This is a genomic window from Inquilinus limosus MP06 (assembly GCF_000767795.1).
In the GTDB taxonomy this organism is placed as follows: Bacteria; Pseudomonadota; Alphaproteobacteria; order DSM-16000; family Inquilinaceae; genus Inquilinus; species Inquilinus limosus_E.
This window is the reverse complement of sequence record NZ_JANX01000075.1, coordinates 1-16,563: the sequence shown is the minus strand read 5'-3', so window position 1 is coordinate 16,563 and position 16,563 is coordinate 1. Positions and strand designations below refer to the sequence as shown.

The window sequence follows — 16,563 nt, the reverse complement described above, 5'->3', positions numbered from 1 at the left end:
GGTGGCATCCGCCGGCTTCGGCGTGAATCGCCCCTGCTCGTCGCGTGCCGGGCCGTCCTGGGGCGCCGGCTGTGTCCCGGCGTCGGGCTGGCCAGCGTCAGCGGTGGCGCCAGCATCGGCCGGCGTGTCGAACGCAGCGGCCAGGTCGGCATGCAGATCGTCGGCGACAGCCGCGTCAGCGGCGCCGTTGGTCAGGTCGGTCATTCGTCCTGGTTGCGCGGCCGCGGTTGATGTCCGCGCCGCTAGTCGGGCTCAGGCGCCCAATTCCTCAAGCGCTCGCACGATGTCGGGCTCGACCGGCGGCATCTCCGCCGGCTTCGTGTCGGGCAGATGCTCGTTGCCGACGATTTCGCACCCGGCGGCCCGCACGGCCCGCTCATAGGCCCGCTTGTCGCTGTAGCGCTTCCCGTCCGCGTGGTTCAGCACGTCGTCGAGATGGCCGCTGATGACCATCGGCGCGCGGCCGAAGCGCACATTGCGCACTAGGCGCTCATGCGGCTCGACCCACTCCCGGCGGACGGGGTGCCAGATCAGGCGGCGGCTCACTGCACAGGCCCTCTCGGCCCGGCCGGCTGCGGCGCCGGCTGAGCGGCCTTGATCGCTGCGTTCAGCATCGTCTGACGCTCCTTCAGCGCCATGTCGTGGTTCTGTGCTTGTTCCTTCAGCTGCATCTCATGGGCCTGCATCTGCTGCTCCATGCCCATGCGCGCCTTGTCGGCTTCAAGCTGGCCCTGCACCTTCACCATGTTCGGATCAGGCGGCGGCGGCTTCGGCTGCATGACCTGCTGCGCCATCTCGCCCATCGTCTTCTCGATCACGTCCTCAAGGCTGCGGCCGGCCCGGAAGTTTCGGACGCCGAACATCAGCATCTCGCCGAGCATCGGCATGAGCTGCGGCGCGGCCTGGACCGCCGGAAGCGCCTGCTGCAGGAACTGGCCCACCATGCCGATGAACTCGGTCGCGCTCTTCTTCTGCTCTTCCTCGTTCGGCTCGATGGTGCTGTCCGTCTCGATGTCGATGCGGAAGCAGCGGACCATGTTGTTGCGCAGGAGAGCCATCACTTCGTCGGACACCTGCATGCCGGTCATCTGCTGCAGCGTCTCGGGCTGGAACACCTCGGCGATCACCTCGCCCATCAGCCGGATCGTGTCCCGAGCGAAGCGGGCGACCTCCTTCTGCCGGTCGCGGATGCGGAGGCTGCCCCACTGGCTCTTGATGTTCTGCGCCGTGGCCGTCTCGCTGGCCTCGGTCACGCCCCGCAGAATGTCGCTGATGCCGGTGATCTGGTAGACGTCCTCGATCAGCTGCTTGCGGGCCTCGATGCAGCCCTGCAGCACCTGCACGACCATGTCGATCGGCAGCCATTCGATCACACCCTTGATGCCGCCGCGCTCGGCAAACGCCGCCCAGCTGTCGATCGGGATCAGCATGTTGTCGGTGGTCGGATCGAGCAGCCGTTCGATGCCGTTGTTCGACTTCTCGTCCGCCGGGTAGACGCCGGCCAGCTTCAGCGCATCGCCGAGCTTGCCGATCCGCTCGGTGAGCTTGTCGATCTCCTCTGCCTGGTCCTGGTAGTAGACGTAGTCCGGCGTCGGGATCAGACTCTTCGTCGTGCGCGAGGAGTAGATCGGCCGCGGGCACGGGAAGAAGCCATCGAAGTGCAGGAACGGGTCTTCGACGCCGGCCGGCTCGGCCATCCCCTTCACGATGAAGAACACCTTCCGGTCGCGCTTCGACCAGATCTCGAACACCTCGGCCTTGTCCGTCACGGACGGGGCATCGGTCGACCCCTGCTGTCCCTCGGACACCGGCTTGTGGTTCAGCGGGATCTTCGACCACGTTTTCGGGAACCGCTTCTGCAGCTGCTCCTTCGTCAGATAGGAGCGCCGCCACACCGCCCACACCTCGCGCCAGGTCCGCGCCACGGTATGGCCGAAGTCGCGCCAGTCGACGTACTCGGCCAGAACGCGCTCATAGTCGAGCTGCTCAAACGGCTCGGGCTGCTCGCCGGTGAGCGGATCCGGCAGCGGCGTGACCATCTTCATCGACGGGTCGTACCGCACCCACACCTGGCCGCGGCCCGGCAGCAGCAGATCCTGCACATCGTCCTGCAGCGTGCCGTCGAAGTCGTTGGCGTCGAGCGAGTAGTTCAGCGCCCGCTCCAGGATCTCCGACGCCTGCTTTGCGACGGGGTCGTTATCCTTGTAGCGCCGGCTCGCCGTGGCCTGTGGCGTGCGGGCATAGAGCGCCGGGCGGATCGTCTCGACGTTCGACCAGAGGATGGCGAACCTGCGCGCCTCGCGTGGCTGGTCGCTGCCCTCGTTACTCTGGTCGGCGTAACGCTTGGTGATCTCCTTGCCGCGCTGGGTCCAGCCCTCCATGGCCTTGTCGTAGGCGTCGATCTCCCGGACCCAGCGCGCGACCGTGCTGTCCGGCGCGGCGGCCTTCTCCACGTCCTGCCGCGCCGTCGCATCCGCCATGTCAGATCCTCGTCCGCTTCGGCCGCTGGACGCGCTTCAGCGCCTCGGCGAAGGTCATCTCTCGAATGCCGCGCATGGGCGGCGCAGGCGGAGGGGCCGGCGTCGGCCGCATCTCGCGCCAGGCCATCGACAGGTAGCGAAAGGCGTCCGCGCCATGGCTCGCCCAATCGTGCAGCGGGCGCTCCTTGAACACCTTCTTGTCGTCGTCCCACTCGGCCCGGTATTGCCGCAGGCACTCGATGCCGCGCTCGCATTTCACCGCGTCGAACCAGCACCGCGGCAGCGTCTGGCGCGCCGCGTTGATGCCGTCCATGACCTTGTGATCGGGCACCAGGCGCGGGTTGAACCCCATCAGCTTCATCGTCTCGATCCGCGTCCGGCCCGTGCCCAGCTCCCGCACTCGGGCGTCGTGCGGCACCCAATCCATGCCGTAGTCGTACCCCTTGTCTCGCTTGACATGGGCGTAGTGCTCGAAGCCGTGACCGCTGGCCTCGTGGTAGTCGATCAGGTGGATCTCAGCACCGCAGATCTGGAAGAACCAGAGCGCCATGCTGTCGTCGATGCCCAGATCCCAGACCGTGTCGACCTTGACGGCCTCGTCCAGCGGCACATCGGTGATGCGGCCCGCGCGCTCGGCCGCGATCATCTCCTTGCCCCAATAGGCACCGAGGATCGCCGCCTCGAAGCTGCACCAGTACTCCTGCTCGATCAGTGCATCACCGGCATCGGCGCCGTAGAGCGAGTGGTAATCCTTCCGCTGCTCTTCGACCGTCTCAAGCGAGATGGCCTTCGTGTCTTCGACCGTGAGGACCTCGGTGAACCAGCGCGGGTCGTTGCGCGCCATGTCCAGCATCGTCTTCACGTGGTTCCGGCCGCGCGGCGTCGTGATGAACGTCGCCCAACCGCCATTCTCGGCCAGGATCGGCGCGAGGTATGCCCATGCGCTTGGATTGGCCAGCGCCCATTCCGACAGCACCACGCCGGCCGGCGGCGTGCCGACCAGGCTGTTGTACCGATCCGACCCGACCACCTGCCAGGTGGCCCCGGTCTTGAACCGGATGAACATCTCCTGCTCGTTGGTGTTCGCCCGCAGCTCCAGCGGGAATGCTTCGTCGATCCGCCGCCGCCCGGTGTGCGGGTTGACCGCTGCCCAGATCGCCTTCCGAGCCTGGGCATACTCCGGCAGCATGTGCCAGTACGTCGCCGGCCGCAGATGCGCGGCCACGGCGGCCTTGTGCAGCGCCACGTCGTCCTTGCCGGCGCGGCGGTGCCAGATCAGCAGCTCACGCTTGCAGCCCTGCTCCCATGCATCCCAGGACGGCCGCTGATACCAGCGCGGCGACCAGCCGTTCGGGATCCTAATCGCCGGCACTGAAGCGGATCACCTCAACGCGCAGCGGGCCGCCATCCTCGCCGCTGTGCTCGACCTGCTGCTTGGGCTTGCCGTCCAGGCGATCGCCGATTTCCTTGAGCGCGGAGACGTCGCCACCCAGACCCGCAGCAACGAGCTGGTCGGCCAGCTGGTCCAGAGCCTGCGGGTTCCCCTCGCCGCCCATCCGTCGCTTCACCGCGCGATGGATCGCATCGCGCCAGATCTTGTCCTGCTTAACGCCCCCGCCGGGGTTCTTCCTGGCGGGCATATCAGTTCCTAACCGGTTGATGGGTTGGGAAGTTTACGGGTCAGGCGCGTCGAGATAGCGCCAGTGCGTCGGCCGGATCGTCTGCACGCTCCAGGTCGACGTTGTCTCGGTCCTCAGCTCCATGACGGTGGGCGAGATGCGCTCCCACCATTCGCGGGTGCTCTCGATCCGGAAGCCGATCTCATTGTCTTTCCCGCCGGCCAAGGCGTCGCCGTAGAACAGAACGCGGGTGGCGGCCGGCGGGGGCGTGTCGATCGTCTGGTAGGCCACAGCTGCCTCCACAGAAGGGTGCTTCACCCGTGCCGCGGACTCGATGCCGGATTCATGATAGGATGGCTCGTTTCAATCGCCATTTTTTGAACGGTAGGATTTACCATGGCCTACAATTTATTCATCGCGTACGACTTACTTTCCCCAGGACAGAATTACGACGCTGTTCGCAATCGAATCCGGGAGCTTGGGCCGAACTGGCAATTCCAATTGTCACTTTTTTACGTCCATTCGGGCGTCGATCCCCAGAACGCCTATGCCCATGTCCTTGCGGTCATGGACGCCAATGACAAGCTCGCGGTGATCAATGCTGCGGATTATCTCGGCGCGATCGTCACAAACTGGGATCACCCGCCCATCAACGAGATAAACGCCATTTGGACCGCGCCGTAGCTCAAAACGATCCGGTCCAGGCACGATCTGGTTCAGCATTTCTGTCTCGACAAATGCAAATAGGGGGGTGTTGATGGAACCTTTATTCTCAAAGGATTGTGTTCTGGTGGGCTGGGTGGACCCGGGCCGATACATTTTCGATACCGATATGAACTACGTCGCGTTCATATCGAACGGGAATGCTTGGTCTGCCGCCACTGGGGATTGGCTTGGGAGCATCGAGCATACGACAGCTCGGGACAGGCGAGGTCGCCCAGTGACGTTCTCGTCCGGACATCCGCCTATCGGCACCTCAGTGCCCTCGACTCCGTCACGCGCTAGCCGGGCGTCGAGGCCGGCGAGACCTTCCCGTCCCTCCACCCCATCCAGGCCGTCGCGTCCGTCCACACCGTCCGGCGGATGGTCCCCTCTGAGCTTCACCGCTTGGTTGGCCGGGTAGATGCGAAAAGCCCGCCTCGGCTTCCCGGGGCGGGCTCTCTTCGGGCACAACACGGCACCCTGCATTTCGACAATAGACCATATCTCGAACGAGATTACAAGCCTCACTTGAGGCGCTACGCCGCCTCCATCATCGCACCCGCTGCGGTCCGCCCCGCAGCCCGAATCTCGTCCGCAGCCTCGTGCAGCGCCTGCAGCGCCGGCGCAATCCAGGCGGCCCACTGCAGAGTATCAGCGATCTGCTCATGCGTGACTGCGGCCACGGCCCGAGCCATCGCGACCAGGCAACGATGGTCCAGGCGACGGAGGACAGCCAGGGACGCGAGCATACGCGCGCGGCTCCTGGCGTAGCCGACAGGATCCTCCGGAGCGGTTCCACGCCCACCCTCCTCCTGCTGGGTCGCGCAGATCGGAGCGCCGATCAGCCGCTCGTAGCGGTGGACGAGTCCCGCGTAGCTCTGCCCGGCGATCTTCAGATCCGGCGAGATGAGCCCGCGGGCCTGCATGATGCCGAAGATGTCGCCGGCATCCTGGTCCTGCCAAGCCGTCCCGCGGCGCGCGACCACCTCGGGAGGCGGTAGCGTGCTTTCGGGCTTCACCCGACCGCTCGCGTATCGCTGAGCCCCGATCTTCCTTGGGCGCCCTGCCCGACTGCGCTTTTTCGGCATCGTCAATCCGCTCTCTCTCGCTTCCACTGATGCCGTCAGGCGAACCAGCGATCGCCGTCGCTGAATGCGACGCCGTCCAGTGCGTGATCGAGCATGTGGCTGACGCGCCCCTCCTTGCCGGGGAAGTGATCCGCGATAGTCTCCACGAGGTCGTGGGCTTCTTCGTGATTCTTCGCGAACAGTGGCATCAGCGCTGCGAGCATGTGGGTGGCCTTTCGCCACCGCATGCTCTCCGATTTCTGGTCGTCCGGCGGGTCGGTGTACGCCTCCAGCTCGCTGAGCGTCATGAGACTAAACGAAACTGGCTTCCCCTTGTTGGCCTCACTCTCAATGTGCTCGGCGTGGAGCCGCCGCTGATACAGATAGATCATTGCCTCTATATAGGCAGCTCGATGCTCTTTCTGGGTCATTTTCATCTCCGGTCACAGTATCTGATATTCACTTCCAGCCCTTCCCATGGGTCATCAACTTCCCGAGACGAGCGAAATAGTCGGAGCGGTGCGCCGGCTTGTCTGAGTAAAGGTACAGATGCCGCTCTGCCCCATAAGGAGACTTAGCTTCGTTGACCCACACGCCCTCGATTGACGCCGGGTCGCGCGCGAACTTGATCGCTGATGCTGCGAAGCCGGAATAGTCGACCCACTGATCGCTTGGTTGCCCGAGCGGCTTGTAATAGCGATTCAGCGGAAGCCAGACGTTCTTGCCGCACCGCTCCTCGTCAAGTTTCGTCAGGCAGTAAGGCATCCATTCCCGGAACCACAGCTTCCGCTCTAGAGGGTTGGTCATCTGGCATCTCCTGTTGTGTATGGCGGGAGGGGGTTTCTGGGGTTTTTGGGGGTTTTTTCAGCCACTACCTTTAAACTGTCATAGGTAAGCATTACTGACCTTTGACAGTTTCGCGCGGGGTAATGGGATCAACCCCAGAAACCCCAGAAACCCCCATCGAAGATCATGACGACACAGCATCTTCGACGCTCACGAGAGAGTACTTGTTGCCGTGCTTCTCATCCGGAAAACTGATGATTTTCAATCCGTTGACGACACGACCCTGATGTCGCATCAACCATCGACCGAGGGATTTCGATGAAACCTGGCGTCCATTGGCAGCGATCTTCATTATCGCCTCGCTGAAGTCGGGACGCGCCAGCGTGCCGCTCTCGTTGAACACGTTCGTGGCTTCGTGGATGATCGCGCGAGGCGTGTACCGCGCTCCGAGCTGAAGGCAGTCCCGCCACTGCCCGAAGACTTCCTTGATCTCCATGAGCTGCGGATCCTCGTCCCGTGCCTTCTCCATGCTGGCGACCGGATCGGCTTCGCCGAGCCAGACGAGGGCCGAGCGGATCATGTCGGACCAGACCTCGTATGACCCGATAGCCGGGAGCTTCCCGGGCCGGCCCGCGACGAGATAGGCGCGGACGACTGTCAGGGCGGCTGCGACGTACTTCCCACGATCCGCGCTGACGACCTCTGCCGGCTTGAACGTGAAGGTCCGCAGCTCGGGTCGCTCGACGCCGGCATCGAGGTTGCAGACGACGGCCCGGCGGGTCATGTCGCCTCGGAGCTGCAGGTTGTTGCCGGTGGCGAAGCAGGTCGACCGGACCTCGATCTCCGGGGCCTCGGAGCGTCCCAGGATGCGGGCGCGGACCATCGGGCGCTCTACCATCTGGCAAAGCATGTCGCCGCCCATCTCGCCGTTGCAGTTGTCGAGCGAGATGATCGGAACGCCGGCCATCAGGAGCGCGCCCAGGCGCTTCTCCGTCTCCTCCTCCACCTTTCCCATGGTGATCACGGGGCACCGCTGGCCGGTAGCGGTGATGCTGGCGACATCGACCAGGTAAGTCTTGCCGCTGCCGGCAGTGCTCGCCTTGATGGCATGCATCGGAGCGACGGGCATCGCCGGCCGGCAGACGGCTGTCAGGATGCCGGACAACGCCACGGCGCGATCGACGGGCGAGACGAACGGGAACTCGATCAGAAGGTCTTTCAGCAGATCGAGGGCTGCGACCGCATCCTCTTGCGACGGACGCTCGGGCAGCGCCGGCATCCGCAGACGGCTGTCGGGCGCGTAGAAGACGCGCGTGATCGGATCGTAGCCCGGCTCGGAAAGGACCGAGCCGTCCCGACGCAGCGTCGGGGTCGTGACGATGCCGACGACCGCGGGGAACCGCCACCGGCCTTCGCGGGTCATGAGGATGCTGGCGACGTCCTGCGGCGGCTTCGCCGGAACCCAATCTTCAGACCGCCCATCGTACCGCTCGAAGCGAATGGCCTCCGCCATCGCGTCGATCAGCTCGGGGCTGGTCATCGCGCGGAACTTGCCGACCAGGACCGTATCGTTGTCCGCCGCCGGCACACGTTCGGTGACAGGACGAACGAGGTGACCCGCTCGTGTGAAGATCGGGAGACCGGCCTTGATCAGAAGGTCTTCGGTCTGGTTCGCGTTCTCGTGCACCCAATCGTTCGCGAGCTGGATGGTCGGTCGGCCGCTGCGACCACCGCCGTCAGGCGAGTTGCTGTTCGCCGGCTGGTTCCGGGCACGAGAGCGCCTTTGCCGTTTCGACTCTGCGGGCGCTGACGGGCCAAGGTCATTGGCGGGAGTCGGATGCTCGCCTGGGTCGGTCCTGCCGTATTCGACGATGCGCGGCTTCAACCACTCCTCGACGTTGGTTCCCTCCGGGAGATCGGCAGCGTCGAAGCCGTTCTTGATCTCGGCCAGGCCGGAGACGTCGACCATGCCGACCTCGCACCCGAGGCCGAACAGGATCTCCGCGACAGCCCGCATGGCGTCCTCGCCGTTGCCGTTGGTGTCGGCATCGGGCCAGAGCAGAACCTTCGACCCAGCCAGAGGTGTGAAGTCGGCCCTGGGGTACGCTTTCGAACCCGATGGCCATGCCAAGCATGGGTTGTTGGGCAGCATGCGATAGGCCGCGTCAGCAGCCTTCTCACCCTCGCACACCACTCGCGTCCTGTCCGAGGTTAGCCGGTCAAGGCCATAGAGGAGGGCCGGCGTAGGAAATTTGCGGAGGCACCAGCGGCGCTCACCGCCTGGCGTCTCGCAGAACATGATAGCTGGGGTGATCTTGTGCTCGGTGTCGATGTCGACACGGATGACATAGCCGATGAGCGATCCATCGGCGGTGCGGTAGGGGTGCACCAGGGATGGGCGATAAGACTTCTCGCGGCGGTCAGGATCGTCCTCCCGCTTGATGTTGATCACCTTGGGCGTGCGCGAGCCGGCGACTATGGCTGGGGCGTCAGCTGGCACGGGGATGATCGGCTTATAGGCGTCGTAAGGATCCGGACGCGAAGGCGTGTCGCGCTTCGGGCGCGTCGTGGCCGGCACGACGTTGTCGCCCGCGATGATCTGGCACGCCTCGCGAAAGCCGACGCCGTGCTGCTCCATCACAAAGTCGATGCCGTCGCCATGCGCGCCGCAGCCGAAGCAGTGGTAGAAACCCTTCTCCGGAACGACGTGAAAGCTGGGCGTCTTCTCCTTGTGGAACGGACAGCAGGCCTTGAACTCGCGGCCGTCCGGAACGAGCGTGACGTAACGGCCGATCAGATCGGGAAGCGGAATGGCGTCGCGAACGGCGTTGGCATCGATGCGCAGGCTGGTCACCGAGAACTCTTGTCCGCTGGGGTTTCGCGAGGCGCTAAGCGCGGCGGATGCGCCGTTGCTTCAGGCAGGCCGACGACTGATGGCGGGGCGGAGCTAGTTGCTACGCGTTGCCCATGGCTGACACGGTACTGAGGGTGATGTGTTTTGCGACGTCAACTGAGCGGACGAAATCGATCCACGGCTGTTCCTGCTCCAGCCGTGTTTCGATGATGACGACTGGCCGCTTCATCAGGACGGCGATAGCGGCCGCCAGGCCATAGACCGGCGTATCGCTGCCGGATGAGACGATCACGACGTCGGCGGCAGACCTGATGGCGCTTCGAACGGAGGGTTTGTGAAAACCTTTCGGCCCGAATGCGGCGTCGTAGTCGTCGCCGAGAAGAACGATCGACGACCGGTCGCCCGGCAGTGAAAATTCGTGTGGAGCGAGAGGTCCGTCGCACTGCGGGACCACCATGTAGAGTGTGTCCGCCTTGTCGACGGCTTCCAAGATCGGGGTCAGATGTCCGGCACGCTTGTTGCGGACAGACTCCAGCAGGCGCGGCTTCTGCTCTCTGGCATAGATGGGCTCGCGAGGGTCGATTGAGACGATCGGGAACATGTGCGCTCCGTGTTGTTGGTCGCGGCATCGCGACGCCGCGGTGGAGCACTCCCTTGGTAAGGGAGCGGTCCTGAGTTCAGGTCGTGGGTGGAATGCGTGCTACCGCCGGCCTCTCCGCCAGCGGCGAGCCCTTTCGGCCCACCGCTCGGCGCGGACGAAGTGCCAATCGGACATGGTTGCGTGGAACCACTGCATGGTGGCGGCCATCATGCGGCGCATTGATGCTCCCGCTGTTGAAGGGAGGCCCGCTTCGCGCGGACCAGTTCAAGCTTGTGGTCAGCCGCGGCCTCGACCTCCTCAAGAACCGCAGCGGCGCGGCGGCGGATCTCCTCGACCTCGTGGGCCAGGATCGCGGCGCGCTCGCCGTACCAGAGGCGCCGGCATTGGGTGAATGAGATCCGGAGCCGGCGCGCTGCACGGCGAATGGACCCCTTGACCGTCTCGCCGGGCTCGCCCGGATAAGCGGCCAGGCGCACCAGTTCGCGCATCTCGTCGACAAAGGATTCAGCTGCGGTCATGGGAAGGCCGGTCGGGAAGGATCTTCCCGCGTCTCGGGACGGGTTCGCCCGCATGTCGGGACAACTCCTGCGCTATCGATTGAAGCGCAGACGAGAGGAACTCCATGAACACCAGGACAAAGCAGAGGGGAGCCGGAAGCGAGGGCGGTGGAACGCCCTCTCACGTCGAAACAGGTCAGCCGGCGCGGGGCGCCAAAGAGATCGAGAGCGCGCGACGGGTGGCTCCCCAGCGCCCGGCGCACTCTCGGTGCGGCCGGGGCCGGACAGATTGGATCCGGCCCCGGCGCGAGGTGGGCAACCAGACAGGAGAACGAGCTATGGCGAAGATCGTTGATGCCGTGCGGCGCCTTTGCGCCGACCTGGCCGCGCTGCCGGAGCGATGGAGCCGCGAGTTGATGGTCGCGTGATGACCCGGGCATGCCAGATGCCAGCGCCATTCCCGGCCAGCTCGGAGCCACACGCGCCCAGGCGCCGCAGCGCTCACTGTAGCGGCTCGCCGTCATGCGGCGCACCCATCGACAGGGCCGCAAGACTCGATCAGGAGGGCACTGGTTTCGTCGAGATGGTAGAAGTCGATGGCTGTAACGGCGCCGTTGCTGATCAACGCGATCCGGCGCATCACGGACGGCGCCGGAATGCGCCGTCCGGCCTCGTACTTGGCAACAGCCGGTTGCTTGGTGCCTATCATCGAGGCTATCGCGGCCTGCGTGAGACCGCATTGCCGACGCCATTCTCTGAGCTTCATGCCCTCTATATATGCCGTTCTGGACTTGATTTCAACCCCAAAACGGCCCGACACTCGTGAGGACGGACTGGCATAATCACCTGATGAAGCAAATCGCTCGCCTACGAGCCGAACGCGGCTGGAGCCAGCAACGCCTTGCTGCGGAATCTGGCCTTTCACAATCAGTAATCACTCGTTTTGAGCGAGGCGTTCGTGACCCTAAGAAGTGGCACCTTGACAAAATCGCCGCCGCATTCGGCATGTCCGCCGCCGAGTTGCTTGCGGAGCCCGAACAAGATTCACATTTCGAAGCAAGCCTTACTCGCCCACTCCTGCCTCACAGAATTCCAATAGTTGGATACCTCGTTCCAGGGGGTGAGATCCGATTTTTGACGGAGGGCCGGCCGCAGGAAATGGTGGAAGTGCCAGGAGCGACGCCGGGAATGGAGGCGCTACTGGTTCAAGGCGATGTCATGCCGCCCAGCTACTATGATCGCGACATCATTGGATATCGGCGCGGCGCCGCAGATCCCCGTGACCTTATTGGCTCAGAATGCGTGACACATCTAAGAGATGGCCGGACGTTTGTGAGAACCTTGATGCCCGGCTCCCGACCTGACACTTATTCTTTAACGACGTACGGCAACTCACTTCCGCAGATTTCCGAGGTTCAGGTCGAGTGGGCGGCTCTCATAGAACTCCGATATCGCAAGCGCCGCGCACCACCTCACACTTAACTCTCCACGCGCGACCGGCAGCGTCGAGGCCTGAGCCACAATGGGCCAGTTGCGCCGGACGCGCTGACTGAGAGCCTAATTTTGACATTGACGAGTCTAGTCCAATTTGGCATATTCCGTGACGAGCCATGACCGGCTCGCCATAGGAGGCAGATATGCCACGAGATATCATTCCGTCCGACATCGACCCGGCCGTCATCGCCTACGATAGCTTCGTCGCCGCGCACAGGGCGTATGAGAGCGCAGCAGCCGCTGAGGACACGGCGTTTGCTCCCGAGCCGCGCGTCGTCCTCTTCGAATGCACGGACGGACACAAGAAATTCGCGAGGTCGCTGGTAGAGATCGACGAGTGGGCACGAAAGCGGGCTGATCACTACGATGCCGTCATCAAGGAGATCCGGAATCTCGGGCTCAGCGAGGAACGAGAGGCCGAGACCATCGCCTTCGCGGTGGGCGAGAAGACCGAAACCCTCGACAAGCTGAAGCTGTTGAGGGCCGAACTCCGCCAGCGTAAGGCTGAGCATATGGCGTCCGGCGCTCCCACGAAAATGAAGACACTCAAGCGTGCAGCCGATGCCGCCCTCAAGGCGGAGCGTAAGGCCATCAAGGACCTCTTCTTCACCCCGGCCACCACCGTCGCCGGGGTGTTCGCGAAATTCCGTGGGCTCGCCGAACTGGGCGACAGCCATGGATACGTGACCGAAGACCTAATCTCCGAATTCTCTGACGAGGGTGAGGCGATCGAGCGTCGGCGCAGCGCCAACTGATTCTTAATCAGTGGCACCAGACCCGTGGCTTGGAGAACCCAGGCCACGGCCCCTTTCTTAACCCCTAGCGCCCGAGCACCACTGCATGGATTGCATCACGATCGTCCTTCTCGCCGGCGCCGCCTGCATCGTTCTCGGCATCGGGGCGGGCTACTGGCTGGGCGCCAACGCCCTGCCGCCGATGTAGGGGGTCGCACGATGCCACCCCCTCTGACGCGTGAAACGCCGTTGGTGAGCGCCGCGGAGCTGGTGGCGCTCGATATGGACGACGATGATTTCATCGACATCGATCGGCTGCTGGAGTGCTGGCCGCCGGACTGCATGTGTCGGCATGGCGGGTTAGATCCGAACTGCAACGGCTGGTGTATTGCAGACCATTGCCTCGTCGAGAACGATTGCGACGAGAGCCACGATGGCTGAGCGGCGGAAGCCTCGTCCGGACGTGGTCCCCAGGATCTGGACCGAAGAACAGGTGGCTTGGCGCCTCGGCATGTCCGTCGAGACGATGCGCCGCCGGTCGCAGGAACTGAAGCGCCAGGGCATGCCCGAGGCTGATCCCCTCTTCCTGGGCCGCTGGGACATCAAGGCCATCGAACACTGGCTCGACATGCGCGCTGGCTTGGTCGACGCGGCCAACATCAATCAGCCCTCCGAGTTCGAGCGCGCGCTGCAGAATGGCGAAATTTGAGGTCCGCCATCTGCGGATCCGCGGCGGCCGCTGTTTCTTCCAGCCGTCGAAGTCCATGCGCGCCGCCGGCTTTCTGCCGCAGCCGCTTGGCGCCGACGAGGTTGAGGCCGCGCGGATCGTCAAGGCACTCAATGACGATTGGGACCGGCTGCAGCAGGAGCGGAAACTAGCTCGCCGTACCGGCCGCCCCGACCCAGGCGGCAAGACGCCCCCTGCCCCGCGCGGCACGTTCGACTGGCTGATCCAGGAGCACAAGAAGACCGACGCCTGGAAGCAGCGGCCGAAGAAGACCAAGGACGAATTCGACTACTACACCGGCCTCCTGGTTCAGACCCGAAAGCAGCAAGCATCCACGCTGCAGCGCCCGCACATCCGGCAGCTGGTCCAGAACATGCGGGATCAGGGGTTCACCCAGGACAAGACCAACCGCGTAATCAAGTGGCTCCGGTTCCTGCTGTCGGAGGCGATGGAGCACGGGCTGCGAAAGGACAATCCCGCTTTCAATCTCAAGCTGCTGAAGCCGCCGCCGCGGCAGATCGTCTGGTCGGAGGACGAGGTCTGGCGGCTGGTGAAGAAGGCGATCGAGATGGGCCGCGCGTCGATCGCCCTGGCGGTGCTGATCGCCTTCGACATGGGACAGCGCCGCGGCGACGTCCTCGGAATGACCTGGGGCCGCTGGGACGGCGAGCGCCTGCTGGTGCATCAGAGCAAGACCCAGACGCTCGTCTCGGTGAAGGCGCTCCCCGAGCTGCGCGATGCCATTGAGATGACCAGGGACGCGGACGGCGTGTACCGGATGACCAACGATCCCGAGGTCCGCGACGGCCGCGCCATGGTGATCAGCGAGGAGACCGGCCGGCCCTACAAGGGCGACAACTTCAGCCACCTATTCCGCGAGATCGCCGACTCGGCGGGGTTCAAGGAGAAGCAGTTCATCGACCTGCGCCGCAGCTCGGTCGTGCGCCTCTCCCTCGCCGGCTGCACGCCGCAGCTGATCAGCGCGATCACAGGGCACAGCATCGAGTCGGTGGTCCGGATCCTGCGCGTCTACAATCCGACCACGAAGGAGCAATCCGACCTCGCCATCGCCATGCTGCAGGCCTGGCGCGAGCGTCGGCAGTTGGAAAGCTAGAATGCGATCTGTTGGAAAAGTGGCGACCCCGGCTGGACTCGAACCAGCGACCGTCCGCTTAGAAGGCGGGTGCTCTATCCAGCTGAGCTACGGGGCCGTTGCGGCCGGGCGCCTGGCGCCCGGTCCCTGCGGCTGCGCTCAGCGCGGCCGCGGGCGGAAATTGTCGGCATAGTTGCGCGGCACCACCCGGCGCTCATGCTCCGGCAGCACCGAATAGGCGATGCTCTTGCGCTCGGCGAAGGCGACCGCCTCCTCCTTGCTCGGGAAGGTGAGCTGGACCTGGTTCAGCGTGTCGCCCGAGGCGACCCAGCCCATCAGCGGCTCCGGCCGGCGCGGCGTCGCGGGCTCGTATTCCAGGACCCAGTCATGGACCTTGCCGCGGCCGCTCTGCATCGCGGATTTCGAACGACGGTAGATGCGCGCCTGCATGCCTCGGCCGACCCTCTGACTGATCCCTGCGCGGCCGCGAGGATTCGCCGGCCGCCGCCCAGCCTCCTCCTACCATCAAGCTCGGTCGATGGGAACAGCGCTGTAGGCCGGGGGCTCGGACGGGATGGTCGGGGCGGAGAGATTCGAACTCCCGACATCCTGCTCCCAAAGCAGGCGCGCTACCAGACTGCGCTACGCCCCGAAGCCAAACACCGCAGTTTTCCTAGAGGGAACGCCTCACTTTTGCAAGCATCGTGTGCAGATGGAAGGGAACGGACTGACGCTGATCGGCATGCGCCGGTTGGAAAAGCCACGACATGATCTGGACCGGCATTCAGCATCCGTTCCATCCTCCGCGCTGCGACGCCCGGGCGAGCCTGCCCTCTCTCAAGCCGAGCATGGCCCTTGTGCGCCGGGCCAGGCTCGGGTATCGATGCGCGCGACGATCCAGTCGATCTCCTGCCGTTAGACCGGCCCGCAGCGATGCGGCGCCGCGTTTTGGCATTTCGGAAGGTCGGAATCCCCCTCAGGAGCAGTGTCCGCCACGGCTCGAAACAAGGGTCCTGTGCGACATGTCCTTTTCCCCCGCCCCCGCCAGCCTGCTGCGCGCGCTGTCCGAGCGCGGCTATGCCGAGCCCACGCCGGTCCAGGCGGCCGTGCTGCAACCCGACAATGCCGGCCGTGACCTGCTGGTCTCGGCCCAGACCGGCTCGGGGAAGACCGTGGCCTATGGCCTGGCCCTCGGCAGCACCCTGCTGGGCGACGCCGAGCGCCTCGGTCCGGGCGCGGCCCCGGTCGCGCTGGTGATCGCGCCGACCCGCGAGCTGGCGCTGCAGGTGCAGCGCGAGCTGGAGTGGCTGTACCAGCCGGCCGGCGGCCGCGTCCTGGCCTGCGTCGGCGGCATGGATGCCCGGCGCGAGCAGCGCCTGCTGGCCGCCGGATGCCACATCGTCGTCGGCACGCCGGGGCGCCTGCGCGACCATATCGAGCGCGGCCAACTCGACCTCTCGGCATTGCACGCCGTGGTGCTGGACGAGGCCGACGAGATGCTCGATCTCGGCTTCCGCGAGGATCTCGAGGCGATCCTCGACGCCGCCCCGGCGGAGCGGCGAACCTTGCTGTTCTCGGCCACGCTGCCGAAGGAGATCATCGCTCTCGCCCGGCGCTTCCAGCACGATGCCCTGCGCATCGCCATGTCGTCGCGCGACGAGCCGCACCGCGACATCGAGTACAGGGCCATGCCGGTCGCGCCGCACGAGGCGGAGCGCGCCGTCGTCAACATCCTGCGCTTCTTCGAGGCCCGCGGCGCCATCGTGTTCTGCTCGACCCGCGAGGCGGTCCGCCGCCTTCAGGGCAACCTGCTCGAGCGCGGCTTCGCCGTGGCGGCGCTGTCGGGCGAGCTGAGCCAGGTCGAGCGCAACCGGGCGCTGCAGGCGCTGCGCGACGGCCGGGCGCGGGT

The 16,563-nt window shown here is 65.0% G+C and carries 22 protein-coding genes and 2 tRNA genes; 8 read left to right on the top strand and 16 right to left on the bottom strand.

Translation table 11 applies throughout. The features are described 5' to 3' along the window. From P409_RS08870 to P409_RS08845, 6 genes are all read right to left on the bottom strand, one after another. On the bottom strand, nt 1-204 hold a 204-nt coding region (locus P409_RS08870), incomplete at its 3' end, for a hypothetical protein (RefSeq protein ID WP_034834432.1). Between the two features lie 48 nt (nt 205-252). Beyond that, the gene (locus P409_RS08865) at nt 253-546 is read right to left on the bottom strand and encodes a hypothetical protein (protein ID WP_034834430.1); all 294 of its coding nucleotides are present in this window, start codon (nt 544-546) and stop codon (nt 253-255) included. Then, nucleotides 543-2,480, bottom strand: a complete 1,938-nt coding sequence (locus P409_RS08860) for a hypothetical protein (RefSeq protein ID WP_052120226.1) — start codon at nt 2,478-2,480, stop codon at nt 543-545. Before P409_RS08860 ends, P409_RS08865 begins: the two co-directional genes overlap by 4 nt. Nucleotide 2,481: 1 nt before the next feature. Beyond that, a complete protein-coding gene (locus P409_RS08855) occupies nt 2,482-3,852 on the bottom strand; it encodes a hypothetical protein (RefSeq protein WP_052120224.1) in 1,371 nt (456 codons plus the stop codon). Next, nucleotides 3,839-4,120 carry a hypothetical protein gene (locus tag P409_RS08850; RefSeq protein WP_034834429.1) on the bottom strand — a complete coding sequence of 94 codons (282 nt, stop codon included), beginning with the start codon at nt 4,118-4,120 and terminating at the stop codon, nt 3,839-3,841. Before P409_RS08850 ends, P409_RS08855 begins: the two co-directional genes overlap by 14 nt. 33 nt (nt 4,121-4,153) lie before the next feature. Then, a complete protein-coding gene (locus tag P409_RS08845; RefSeq protein WP_034834428.1) occupies nt 4,154-4,390 on the bottom strand; it encodes a hypothetical protein in 237 nt (78 codons plus the stop codon). 105 nt (nt 4,391-4,495) lie between these two features. On the opposite strand from P409_RS08845, the gene P409_RS08840 reads away from it, so the two are divergent. Continuing rightward, the gene (locus P409_RS08840) at nt 4,496-4,783 is read left to right on the top strand and encodes a hypothetical protein (RefSeq protein ID WP_034834427.1); all 288 of its coding nucleotides are present in this window, start codon (nt 4,496-4,498) and stop codon (nt 4,781-4,783) included. Between the two features lie 73 nt (nt 4,784-4,856). Next, complete coding sequence (locus tag P409_RS41520) at nt 4,857-5,222, top strand: 4-fold beta flower protein (protein WP_430515628.1); 366 nt, start codon at nt 4,857-4,859, stop codon at nt 5,220-5,222. 115 nt (nt 5,223-5,337) lie between these two features. Here P409_RS41520 and P409_RS08835 read toward each other — a convergent pair whose 3' ends face one another. From P409_RS08835 to P409_RS08805, 7 genes are all read right to left on the bottom strand, one after another. Then, nucleotides 5,338-5,820 (bottom strand): hypothetical protein, encoded by a 483-nt coding sequence (locus P409_RS08835; protein WP_034834426.1) that lies wholly within the window; start codon nt 5,818-5,820, stop codon nt 5,338-5,340. Nucleotides 5,821-5,924: 104 nt separating this feature from the next. Next, nucleotides 5,925-6,299: a hypothetical protein gene (locus P409_RS08830; RefSeq protein ID WP_034834424.1), complete on the bottom strand. Its 375-nt coding sequence runs from the start codon at nt 6,297-6,299 to the stop codon at nt 5,925-5,927. Between the two features lie 28 nt (nt 6,300-6,327). Next, on the bottom strand, nt 6,328-6,675 hold the full coding sequence (locus P409_RS08825) for a hypothetical protein (RefSeq protein WP_034834421.1): 348 nt from the start codon (nt 6,673-6,675) through the stop codon (nt 6,328-6,330). A 163-nt stretch (nt 6,676-6,838) separates the two neighbouring features. Beyond that, nucleotides 6,839-9,508 carry a CHC2 zinc finger domain-containing protein gene (locus P409_RS08820; protein ID WP_052120223.1) on the bottom strand — a complete coding sequence of 890 codons (2,670 nt, stop codon included), beginning with the start codon at nt 9,506-9,508 and terminating at the stop codon, nt 6,839-6,841. 100 nt (nt 9,509-9,608) lie between these two features. After that, on the bottom strand, nt 9,609-10,109 hold the full coding sequence (locus P409_RS08815) for a hypothetical protein (RefSeq protein ID WP_034834418.1): 501 nt from the start codon (nt 10,107-10,109) through the stop codon (nt 9,609-9,611). A 206-nt stretch (nt 10,110-10,315) separates the two neighbouring features. Next, nucleotides 10,316-10,627: a hypothetical protein gene (locus P409_RS08810; RefSeq protein ID WP_034834416.1), complete on the bottom strand. Its 312-nt coding sequence runs from the start codon at nt 10,625-10,627 to the stop codon at nt 10,316-10,318. A 499-nt stretch (nt 10,628-11,126) separates the two neighbouring features. Next, nucleotides 11,127-11,372: a helix-turn-helix domain-containing protein gene (locus P409_RS08805; protein WP_081991375.1), complete on the bottom strand. Its 246-nt coding sequence runs from the start codon at nt 11,370-11,372 to the stop codon at nt 11,127-11,129. Nucleotides 11,373-11,455: 83 nt separating this feature from the next. On the opposite strand from P409_RS08805, the gene P409_RS41515 reads away from it, so the two are divergent. The 5 genes from P409_RS41515 to P409_RS08785 all read left to right on the top strand — a co-directional run bounded on the left by P409_RS41515 (nt 11,456) and on the right by P409_RS08785 (nt 14,675). Continuing rightward, entirely contained in the window at nt 11,456-12,088 is a 633-nt protein-coding gene (locus P409_RS41515) for a helix-turn-helix domain-containing protein (protein ID WP_081991374.1), read from the top strand. A gap of 155 nt (nt 12,089-12,243) precedes the next feature. Beyond that, nucleotides 12,244-12,855, top strand: coding sequence for a hypothetical protein (locus P409_RS08800; protein WP_034834414.1), 612 nt, complete (start codon nt 12,244-12,246; stop codon nt 12,853-12,855). Nucleotides 12,856-13,086: 231 nt separating this feature from the next. Beyond that, a complete protein-coding gene (locus P409_RS08795) occupies nt 13,087-13,275 on the top strand; it encodes a hypothetical protein (RefSeq protein WP_152613301.1) in 189 nt (62 codons plus the stop codon). Then, the gene (locus tag P409_RS08790) at nt 13,268-13,543 is read left to right on the top strand and encodes a hypothetical protein (RefSeq protein WP_034834408.1); all 276 of its coding nucleotides are present in this window, start codon (nt 13,268-13,270) and stop codon (nt 13,541-13,543) included. Before P409_RS08795 ends, P409_RS08790 begins: the two co-directional genes overlap by 8 nt. Continuing rightward, on the top strand, nt 13,530-14,675 hold the full coding sequence (locus tag P409_RS08785; RefSeq protein WP_034834405.1) for a tyrosine-type recombinase/integrase: 1,146 nt from the start codon (nt 13,530-13,532) through the stop codon (nt 14,673-14,675). The genes P409_RS08790 and P409_RS08785 overlap by 14 nt, the downstream gene beginning before the upstream one ends. Nucleotides 14,676-14,695: 20 nt before the next feature. On the opposite strand, the gene P409_RS08780 is transcribed toward P409_RS08785, so the two are convergent. From P409_RS08780 to P409_RS08770, 3 genes are all read right to left on the bottom strand, one after another. Then, nucleotides 14,696-14,772: transfer RNA gene (locus P409_RS08780), tRNA-Arg, on the bottom strand. 41 nt (nt 14,773-14,813) lie between these two features. Beyond that, a complete protein-coding gene (locus P409_RS08775; RefSeq protein ID WP_034834403.1) occupies nt 14,814-15,104 on the bottom strand; it encodes an ETC complex I subunit in 291 nt (96 codons plus the stop codon). Between the two features lie 125 nt (nt 15,105-15,229). Continuing rightward, nucleotides 15,230-15,306, bottom strand: a tRNA-Pro gene (locus P409_RS08770). 370 nt (nt 15,307-15,676) lie between these two features. Between P409_RS08770 and P409_RS08765 the strand changes: the two genes are divergently transcribed. Next, on the top strand, nt 15,677-16,563 hold an 887-nt coding region (locus P409_RS08765; RefSeq protein ID WP_034834400.1), incomplete at its 3' end, for a DEAD/DEAH box helicase.

Bases quoted from the DNA above. Each gene is read 5' to 3' on its own strand.
- P409_RS08825 (WP_034834421.1), bottom strand. From the start codon at position 6,675: ATGACCAACCCTCTAGAGCGGAAGCTGTGGTTCCGGGAATGGATGCCT.
- P409_RS41515 (WP_081991374.1), top strand. From the start codon at position 11,456: ATGAAGCAAATCGCTCGCCTACGAGCCGAACGCGGCTGGAGCCAGCAA.
- P409_RS08840 (WP_034834427.1), top strand. From the start codon at position 4,496: ATGGCCTACAATTTATTCATCGCGTACGACTTACTTTCCCCAGGACAG.
- P409_RS08805 (WP_081991375.1), bottom strand. From the start codon at position 11,372: ATGAAGCTCAGAGAATGGCGTCGGCAATGCGGTCTCACGCAGGCCGCG.
- P409_RS08785 (WP_034834405.1), top strand. From the start codon at position 13,530: ATGGCGAAATTTGAGGTCCGCCATCTGCGGATCCGCGGCGGCCGCTGT.
- P409_RS08800 (WP_034834414.1), top strand. From the start codon at position 12,244: ATGCCACGAGATATCATTCCGTCCGACATCGACCCGGCCGTCATCGCC.
- P409_RS08860 (WP_052120226.1), bottom strand. From the start codon at position 2,480: ATGGCGGATGCGACGGCGCGGCAGGACGTGGAGAAGGCCGCCGCGCCG.
- P409_RS08850 (WP_034834429.1), bottom strand. From the start codon at position 4,120: ATGCCCGCCAGGAAGAACCCCGGCGGGGGCGTTAAGCAGGACAAGATC.
- P409_RS08790 (WP_034834408.1), top strand. From the start codon at position 13,268: ATGGCTGAGCGGCGGAAGCCTCGTCCGGACGTGGTCCCCAGGATCTGG.
- P409_RS08775 (WP_034834403.1), bottom strand. From the start codon at position 15,104: ATGCAGGCGCGCATCTACCGTCGTTCGAAATCCGCGATGCAGAGCGGC.
- P409_RS08810 (WP_034834416.1), bottom strand. From the start codon at position 10,627: ATGACCGCAGCTGAATCCTTTGTCGACGAGATGCGCGAACTGGTGCGC.
- P409_RS08830 (WP_034834424.1), bottom strand. From the start codon at position 6,299: ATGACCCAGAAAGAGCATCGAGCTGCCTATATAGAGGCAATGATCTAT.
- P409_RS08815 (WP_034834418.1), bottom strand. From the start codon at position 10,109: ATGTTCCCGATCGTCTCAATCGACCCTCGCGAGCCCATCTATGCCAGA.
- P409_RS41520 (WP_430515628.1), top strand. From the start codon at position 4,857: ATGGAACCTTTATTCTCAAAGGATTGTGTTCTGGTGGGCTGGGTGGAC.